Annotated in this window: 7 protein-coding genes; 3 read left to right on the top strand and 4 right to left on the bottom strand. The window is 70.5% G+C overall.

Translation table 11 applies throughout. The annotated features are described in order from the left end of the window. Position 1: 1 nt before the first annotated feature. Complete coding sequence (locus GL263_RS16595; protein WP_323379435.1) at positions 2 to 1,597, bottom strand: aldehyde dehydrogenase family protein; 1,596 nt, start codon at positions 1,595 to 1,597, stop codon at positions 2 to 4. A 272-nt stretch (positions 1,598 to 1,869) separates the two neighbouring features. Between GL263_RS16595 and GL263_RS16590 the strand changes: the two genes are divergently transcribed. Then, positions 1,870 to 2,871: a bifunctional lysylphosphatidylglycerol flippase/synthetase MprF gene (locus GL263_RS16590; RefSeq protein ID WP_323379434.1), complete on the top strand. Its 1,002-nt coding sequence runs from the start codon at positions 1,870 to 1,872 to the stop codon at positions 2,869 to 2,871. A gap of 158 nt (positions 2,872 to 3,029) precedes the next feature. Here the strand turns inward: GL263_RS16590 and GL263_RS29070 are convergent, their stop codons facing one another. Continuing rightward, positions 3,030 to 3,803: an AfsR/SARP family transcriptional regulator gene (locus tag GL263_RS29070; RefSeq protein WP_182856501.1), complete on the bottom strand. Its 774-nt coding sequence runs from the start codon at positions 3,801 to 3,803 to the stop codon at positions 3,030 to 3,032. A gap of 865 nt (positions 3,804 to 4,668) precedes the next feature. On the opposite strand from GL263_RS29070, the gene GL263_RS16580 reads away from it, so the two are divergent. Together GL263_RS16580 and GL263_RS16575 are read left to right on the top strand one after the other, a co-directional pair. Beyond that, complete coding sequence (locus tag GL263_RS16580) at positions 4,669 to 5,304, top strand: TetR/AcrR family transcriptional regulator (protein ID WP_182856500.1); 636 nt, start codon at positions 4,669 to 4,671, stop codon at positions 5,302 to 5,304. Between the two features lie 22 nt (positions 5,305 to 5,326). Continuing rightward, the gene (locus tag GL263_RS16575; RefSeq protein ID WP_182856499.1) at positions 5,327 to 6,301 is read left to right on the top strand and encodes a thiolase family protein; all 975 of its coding nucleotides are present in this window, start codon (positions 5,327 to 5,329) and stop codon (positions 6,299 to 6,301) included. A gap of 65 nt (positions 6,302 to 6,366) precedes the next feature. Here the strand turns inward: GL263_RS16575 and GL263_RS16570 are convergent, their stop codons facing one another. After that, entirely contained in the window at positions 6,367 to 7,059 is a 693-nt protein-coding gene (locus GL263_RS16570; RefSeq protein WP_228456559.1) for an SGNH/GDSL hydrolase family protein, read from the bottom strand. Positions 7,060 to 7,218: 159 nt separating this feature from the next. Beyond that, positions 7,219 to 7,930: SGNH/GDSL hydrolase family protein (locus GL263_RS16565; protein WP_228456558.1), on the bottom strand; the 712-nt coding region annotated here is incomplete at its 5' end.

Raw genomic sequence — 7,930 nt, 5'->3', positions numbered from 1 at the left:
GTTACGGGGTCTTCTTCTCGCGCAGGCTCCGCCAGGCGCCGAAGACGGCGTCGCGCGGACGGGAGCCCGTGGAGATGCTCACGCCCTGGACGTGGGAGGTGCGGAGGATCGGGTAGTTGGCCTCGCCGAACACCCCGCCGGTCAGTCCGGTCCCGCCGTGCGTGGGCAGGCAGGGCAGGAAGCCGATGTGCGAGTCGTTGACCTTGAGGAGACCGCCGTTGCCCACCCGGGCCAGGAAGTGGTCGACGACCCGGGGGTCCCCGGCCCACAGGGAGTTGCGCAGGCCGTAGGCGTTGGAGTTGACGAAGTCGACGAAGCGGTCGAGGAGTTGTTCGTCGGGCTCGGGGTCCGCGACCACGACGGGCAGCAGCGGGAAGAAGGTCTCGTGCACGACGGCCTCGACCTCGCGGGCGTCGTCCAGACCGCGCACGACGATGACCGTCGGTTCCAGGAAGATGCCGTTGGGGTCGCGGCTCTCGTCCAGCTGCATGGCGTGCCCGCCGCAGGCCAGCTCGGCGCCCCTGGCCAGCGCGTCGTCCAGGCACCTGAAGAACTTCTCGTTGCGCAGCACGGGCGTGAGCAGCACGTCGGGCTCGGTCGGGTAGCCCGGCCGGATGTGGCCGACCTTGCGGACGAGGGCGGCGACCAGGTCGTCGGCGACGTCGGGATGGACCAGGACCTGGTTGGGGATCATGCACAGCTGTCCGGAGCCGTAGAAGCTCTCGGTGAGCGCCTCGGCCGCGAGGTCGATGTCGGCGTCCTTCCAGACGGTCACGACGTCGTTGCCCGCGAGTTCGAGGATGGGCTTCTTGCCCTCGGCCACGCAGCGCGCCTCGAACCTGGTGCCGTTCTCGCTGGAGCCGAAGTAGATGATGTCGTCCACGTCGGGGCTGGCGAGCCAGGCGGAGAGCATGGGACCGGGGTCGCCGCAGACCACGTTGAGGGTGCCGGGCGGGGCGCCCACCTCGTCGAGCGCGGGGGCGACGATCTCCTGCATCACGTACATCACGCCGAGCGGGCCGCTGCGCGGGGCGCGGACGATCAGCGAGTTGCCGCCCATGACGGCGGTGACGCCGAGCAGCGCGCTCGAAAGCGGCGCGTTCTGGGGCGGGTTGAGACACACCACCCCGTCGGGCCGCCTGCGCACCTGGAGCCGTCGCTCACCGCGGTGGAACTCCTGGAGCATCTGGGACCGGTAGAAGGCGGTGGACTCGGCGCTGAAGCACTCCAGCATCCCGGAGACCTGCCACCGGGCGAGCATCAGCGGATGCCCCTCCTGGACGAGGATCTCCGCGATCTCCTCGGCCCGTTCGGCGAGCTTGTGGTGCAGCAGCGCGCCGAAGCGTCCGATGCGTTCGTCGAGGGGGAAGGCGCCCCACGCCGGGGCGGCCTCGGCCGCGGCGTCGATCGCTCGCCGCACGGTGGCCCGGTCCGCCTTGGCGACCCGGCCCACGACGACGTCGCCCCGGTCCTCGGGCGTGACGCGCCCCTGTTCCAGTTTCCGCTTGAGCGTCAGGCTGGTGAAGACGTCGTCGAGCAGCGCGCTCGAACTGAGCACGTACACCCATTCGTCGCTTTCCAGGAACTCGCCTCCCACATAGGAGTGATAGGTGCGCAGAGAAGCGACCCCGGGGGGTGGAGCAGATCGACTCTGTGGCACCTGGCGAGACAGCTGCGTACTGCCCACGGACACTCCTCATCGTTCGACTGCCTGCCGGAACTGGCTGCGACGGTGATGTTTCCAGAGCCCTCTGAGAGGCCGATTAGATCCCGCTGACACCGGCTTTTCAGCAATTCGCCGCCGTCTTCTGCTACGTTCCCGCACACCTGTGGACGACACGACGATGGGGTGGACTGATGAGCCGGCCAGTGGAGTCTTCGCAAGGCACTCAGGGGATACCGGAGTCACTGCTCGGGTCGATCCGGGACCACGGCGACAACCCCAGCGCCTTCCTCGCGCTCAACGAGGGGAACGAACACTTCGAGGGAAGCGGCGGCGGGGTTGTCACCTACCGCGGGGCGGGCCGCTACTTCATCCAGTTCGGCGGCGCCTTCACGGCAAAATCACAGCAGCGCGCACTCCTTGAGGAATTCGGGAGGTACGCGCGCGCGAAACGCCGCACGATCGTCGGAATCCAGCTCCAGCGGGCGGACGCCGAACTGTACGCGGCCGCGGGTTTCACCGTGAACCAGGTGGGGTCCTCGTATGCGGTGCACCTGCCGGAGTTCACCCTGCGCGGCACGAGGTTCATGAAGCTGCGCAACAAGATATCGAGGGCCAAACGCGGCGGCCTGGAGGTCCGCGAACTGCGGTACGACAAGGAGGTCGAGGAGCAGATCGACCGGATCGACCGGGACTGGCTGCGCTCGAAGGGCAGGCACGTCAAGGAGATCGAGTTCCTGGTGGGCCAGGTGGGCGGCCCGGCTCAGGAGCACCGCCGGCTCTTCGCGGGGCTCGTCGAGGGCAGGCCGGTCGCCTACGTCTCGTACTCACCGGCCTACGGCAGCCGTCCGGGCTGGCTGCACGACCTGAGCCGGCGCCTCCCCGAGGTGATGCCGGGCGTCATGGAGACGATCAACGCCGCGGCGATCGAGCGCTTCACCGAGGAGGGCGCCGAGTGGCTGCACTTCGGCTTCACTCCGTTCACCGGCCTCGACCCGGCGTGCGAACTGGCCGGTCACAGCGCGCTGACGGGGAAGTTCATGCGGCTGCTCGCGGCGAAGGGCGGCTCGGTGTACCCGGCCGCGACGCAACTGGCCTACAAGGAGAAGTGGGCGCCTCACCTGGTGACGCCCGAGTACCTGGCGTTCGAGCGGGGTGCCAGCCTGGGGGCGATCTGGCAGATCCTGCGGGTGACCAGATCCGTCTGAGTCCGCCCGGGTCCCGGTGAGCCCGCCGGTGACCGCCGCGGCCGGAGGACTTCCGCGGCCGCGGGTTTCCGCGGCCGCGGGTTTCCGCGGCCGCGGGTTTCCGCGGCCGCGGGTTTCCAGGGCGCGGGGGCGACCCGCCGGGCCGGAAGCCCGGCGGGTCAGCTGGCCTCGTGCAGCAGATCCGCTCCGTGGCGCAGGATCTCGGCCAGGGTGCCCTGCAGGCCGGGACCCGGCTCCAGGCCGAGCTCCGCGGACAGGCGCTGGCGCAACCGGTGGTACGTGCCGAGGGCGTCGGCCTGGCGGCCGGACCGGTACAGGGCGATCATCAACTGCTCGCACAGCCGCTCCCTGAGCGGGTGGCGGGAAAGCAGCTGCTCCAGCTCCGACACCACCTCGTAGTGGCCGCCGAGGGCGAGCTTGGCGTCGATGAGGAGTTCCCTGGCCAGGAGTCGCGTCTCCTCCAGCCGGGCGGCGGCGGTGCGGCAGATCATGCCGTGCCCGGTGTCGAGCAGGGCCGGCCCGCGCCAGGTGGCGAGGGCTTCGGTGAGGAGGACGATGGTCTTCTCCGGCTCGCGGGCGCTCATACGACCCGCGCGTTCGACGTCCGCGACGAACCGCGAGGCGTCGATGCTCTCCGGCGGGACCGCGAGCAGGTATCCGGGTCCCGAGGTCCGGATCACCTGCCGCATCTCCTCCTTGCCGCTGTGCTGCACCAGCGTCCGCCGCAGCCGGGCGATATGGCCCTGGAGCGAGTTCGCCGCACTGCGCGGCAGCCGTTCACCCCAGAGCTCGTCGAGCAGGTCAAAAGACGAGACCGTCACCCCGGGAGTCAGTGCGAGGGTCGCGATGACGGCCCTGAGCTTCTCGCCCGGAATGGCGATCGGAACGCTCTGATCGGTGACGGCTAACGGCCCGAGTAGCCCGATTTGCACCTTACCCCCCGGATTCTGGAACCAGATGGACGGACGTACGACGCCTCACGCGCGCGGGAAACGTCACGATTTCGACGACCAGAAAGACGCACAACTACCGGGAACTACCTGCGCGAGCGGAAGAGTCGGCCAAGATTTCTGCACTGAGGTGCGACGCCGCTCCGGGTGGGTGACCATCCGGGTGAGAGGTGTGCGGCTGAACGGCGAACAGCGCGGGATCCGGCGAGTCGTGCCCGCTCTACGGGTTCCCAACGCCGCTCACACCCTCCGAGGGGACGAGTGCCTGTGTCGAACCTTCCATCGACCCCAGAACATACACATGCGCGGGATTTGACCACAACCCTTTGCACGACTTGATGTCGGCTCCTTTCGACCCCACCCGAAAGGAACCGGCCAAGATCACCTCGTTCGAAACATCGGATTCAAGCCCCTTGATGACGACGGACGCCCGCAACAGCGCACCAGTCCGGTTGCGCGATCTTCTCGGATCCGGCCGGAAACGCGCCCGGGCAGGACCGTTCGGTCGCCGCCGGCCCCGGCGTGGGGCCGCGTGCCTCCTCCGGCGATTCCGACACCCCCCGTCTCCCCACAGCCCCCGGTCGGCGCCGCGGCCGGCGCGGCCGCGGAACCGGGAGGGCGAAAGGCCGCCGGGCGACCCGGCAATGCCGCGTTCAGGCCGTCCTGTCACGCCAGAGCCCACACCCCTATTGCAGTTTCCTACTATCGGTACGTAATCTGGGCGGAACCGCGGTGACCCGCGTACGCGTCGCGAGGACGGCGACCCCTTCCCCGAGGGGAGCGCGCGGCAGCCGGGAGCAACCGCGACGCCGGTGGCGAAAGCACGTCGCAAGGAGGAGCACGCACGATGACTCAGCAGAGGGTGGCGAGGCGGACCGGACGCCGCACCCAACAGGAGCGCTCCTCGACGACCACGCTGCAACTCCTCAACTCCGCAAGGAAGTTGTTCGCCCGGGACGGATACACCGCCACCTCGCTCGACGCGATCTGCGACGCCGCCGAAGTGACCAAGGGCGCGTTCTACCACCACTTCAAGAACAAGGAACAGCTCTTCCGCGCGGTCTACGAACGGGAACAGCAGGACCTTTCCAGCGCGATCGCCCAGGAGTACTCGCACTACAACGACCCCTGGGAGGCGCTGTTCCAGGGAATGAGGGAATTCCTGGTCGGCTCCATGGAACCGACCAGGCAGCGCATCACGCTCATCGACGCCCCGGGCGCGTTGGGCTGGGAGGCGATGCGCGAGATCCGCACCGACTGCCGGCGCATGATGTTCTACGGCCTTTCCCAGGCATTGGGCAAAGGGCGCTTCCCCCGGCACGAGATCGAGTCCCTGACGTCGATGGTCTACGGCGCCCAGTGCGAGGCCGCCATGGCCATGGCGCACGCGGACGATCCCGACGAACTGCTCGAATCCGCCCTGCGCCAGTTCCGGTTCCTCTTCGACTCCATCCGGCGTATGTCTCCCACCTCGCAGCCGTAGACCGACCAACCGGAGGGTCCACATGTCAGAGTCCGTCCTCGTCGCAGGCGCCCGGACGCCCGTCGGCAGGCACCTGGAAACACTGGGGGCGCTGTCGGCCGCCGATCTGGGCGCGGTGGCGATCAGGACGGCTCTGGACCGGGCGGGGATCTGCGTCGCCCGGGTGGACCGTGTGGTCATGGGGCACGGCCTGGCGCCGGGCGTCGGGCAGGGTCACGCCCGGCGAGCGGTGCTCAAGGCGGGTGTTCCGTCCCACGCGGCGCCCTCCCTCTCCGCCGAGGAGTTCGGCGCCTCCGGCATGGCCGCCGTCGCCCGCGCGTACGAGCTCATCCGCTCGGGCAGGCACGACGTCGTCGTCGCGGGCGGCCTTGAGAACCTGCCGGCCCTCGGGGCCGCCGGCGCCGGGCTGTCCGGCGAGGCGGCGTGCGGCCGCCTCGGGGAGGCGTACGGCGACACGCGCGGAGGTGATCCCGGAGCGCCCGGCGGCGACTGGTCGCGCGGCCTCAGGACCGTGATGACACTCGCCCGGCCGCACCCTCCCGTCGCGGCCGGCGCGCTCACCGCGGCGCGGAACCATACCCGGACCCTCGTGGACCAGGTACCCGAGGCGGCGGCCATAGTTGTCATGCGCAAATCACTCGCCGCCTCGCTCGGGCTGGACTGGCTGGCCGAGATCTCCTCGTACGCGACAACGGCGGCACCGGCCGAGCCCCGTCACCGCTGGCCCGCCCACGCGCTGGAGGAGGCCCTGGAAAGGGCGTGCCTCACGGCGTACGACCTCGACCACGTGGAAGCCGACCACTACTCGGCCGCCCTGGCCGCGCCCTCGCTGCGCAGCCTCGGCACCGACTCCCGCGCGCTCCCCCTCGGTTCGTCGGGCCCCCGCACCCTGCTCCACCTGGTACAGACGCTCAACCTCCGGGAAGGCACCCTCGGCGCCGCCGTCTGCGGGCACGCCGACCGGGGCGAGGCCCTGATCATCCGCACCGCGCGGTGACGGCCGGAAGCCGCACGTCCCCGAAGGGCCCGCCTCCCGCGGAGGCGTGCCCGGGGAACCGCGCCTCAGTGGAGGGAGGGCGGGCCGTACACGCCGAGGTGGACGCCGATCCGGCGGATCGTCGCCGCGGCGGCGATGGCGTGGCCCCGCGCGTTGACGTGCCACCCGCCCGCACCGAAGATGCCGGGGTCGGCGTCGGCCGGGTGGGCGGTCAGATCGACGTGGATCGCCCCGTTGCGCAGCGCCAGGTTGTGGGTGCGCTCCGACAGCAGTCGCAGTCGTCGGCGCAGCACGTCCTCGGGTAAGTGCCCGGCGGTTCCGCTGCCGAACGGCGCGAGGACGACAACATCGGCGCCCGCGTCCCTCAACGGCGCGATGATCCGGGCCAGTTCCGCCTCCGTCGCGTCGGCGTCGAAGGAGTCGCGCAGCACGTCGGAGCCGCCCGCCGCGACGGCTGCGAGGTCGGGCTGGAAGGTCAGCGCCTTGCCGAGTTGCCGGGCGCGCACCTCGGCGGCGACCGGGTCCCGCTGGGCCAGGTTGACGTACGCCAGGTCCGGACGGACCGAGCGCAGCGCCGCTGCCAGGCGTTCGGCCCAGGAGGCGTCGCCGTACCCGGCGCGGGGTTCTCCGGCCCCCTGGGCGAAGGCGTCGCCCAGGACGACACACCGTCGCCAGGGCGCCTGCGCCAGCAGCTCGGTGGCCATGTCCGGGGCGATGCAGTAGGGGTCGTGGCGTTCGTCGGCAGAGATGGCGTTCAAGATGTCCCCACGTCCTTTCGACGTCCTTCACATCGGTCTCGCGGCCCCTGGCACGCCGAAGCCCGGGCTCCTCTGGTGCGAGGAGCCCGGCGGCCCCGGCGGGGCGTTGCCGTCGCGGGGGAGGGAACGGTCCTGTCCCCCCGGGACCGGGTCGGCGGGTCAGGCCTTCCTGGCGGCGAGGTACTCGCCGAGCGTGCGGATCACCTCGGTCGCGACGACCGCGTGCCCGCGCACGTTGAGGTGGAGGCCGTCGGTGGCGAAGATCGGCTCCTTGCCCGCGGGGCAGTTGGGAAGGTCGACGTGCAGGCCGCCCATCCGCAGCGTCACCGCCTGGGTGAGGTCGGAGAACTGCTGGAGACGGTGCTTCATGACCGCCTTGTACTTCTCGGCGACGTACGGCGTCCAGGTGTTGTCGAACAGGCCCATCGTCACGACGGTGCAGCCCCGGCTGCGCAGCGCCGAGACCATGCGGGCCTGCTCCGTCTCCACGGCGGCCGTGTCGAAGTGCTTGCCGAGCAGGTCGTTGCCGCCCGCCACCACGATGGCGATGTCCGGCTTGAACTCCAGCGCCGCGTCGAGCTGGGTGGCTCTGATCTGCGCCGCGGAGAGGTCCCGCACGCCGAAGTTGTGGTACTCCAGCTCCGGGTTGATCCGGCGCAGCCCGGCCGCGACCCGGTCGGCCCAGCCGAGGTCGGCGTAGCCCTCCAGGGGTTCGCGGATGCCCGCGACGATGCTGTCGCCGATGGCCGCGTAGCGGGTCCAGGGGGCGCCCTGGAGCTGTGCGGTGATCTCCTCCTCGGTGAGGAGGTGGGGGTCCTGCAGTTCCCGCGCGTGCTCCGAGGGCAGGTCCGTGCTTGTCATGGCTGAACTC

Origin of the sequence: Streptomyces durbertensis (assembly GCF_014156695.1) — a bacterium.
GTDB lineage: Bacteria > Actinomycetota > Actinomycetes > Streptomycetales > Streptomycetaceae > Streptomyces > Streptomyces durbertensis.
Note: the sequence above shows the minus strand (reverse complement) of the source record. Positions and strands in the feature narration are given on the sequence as shown.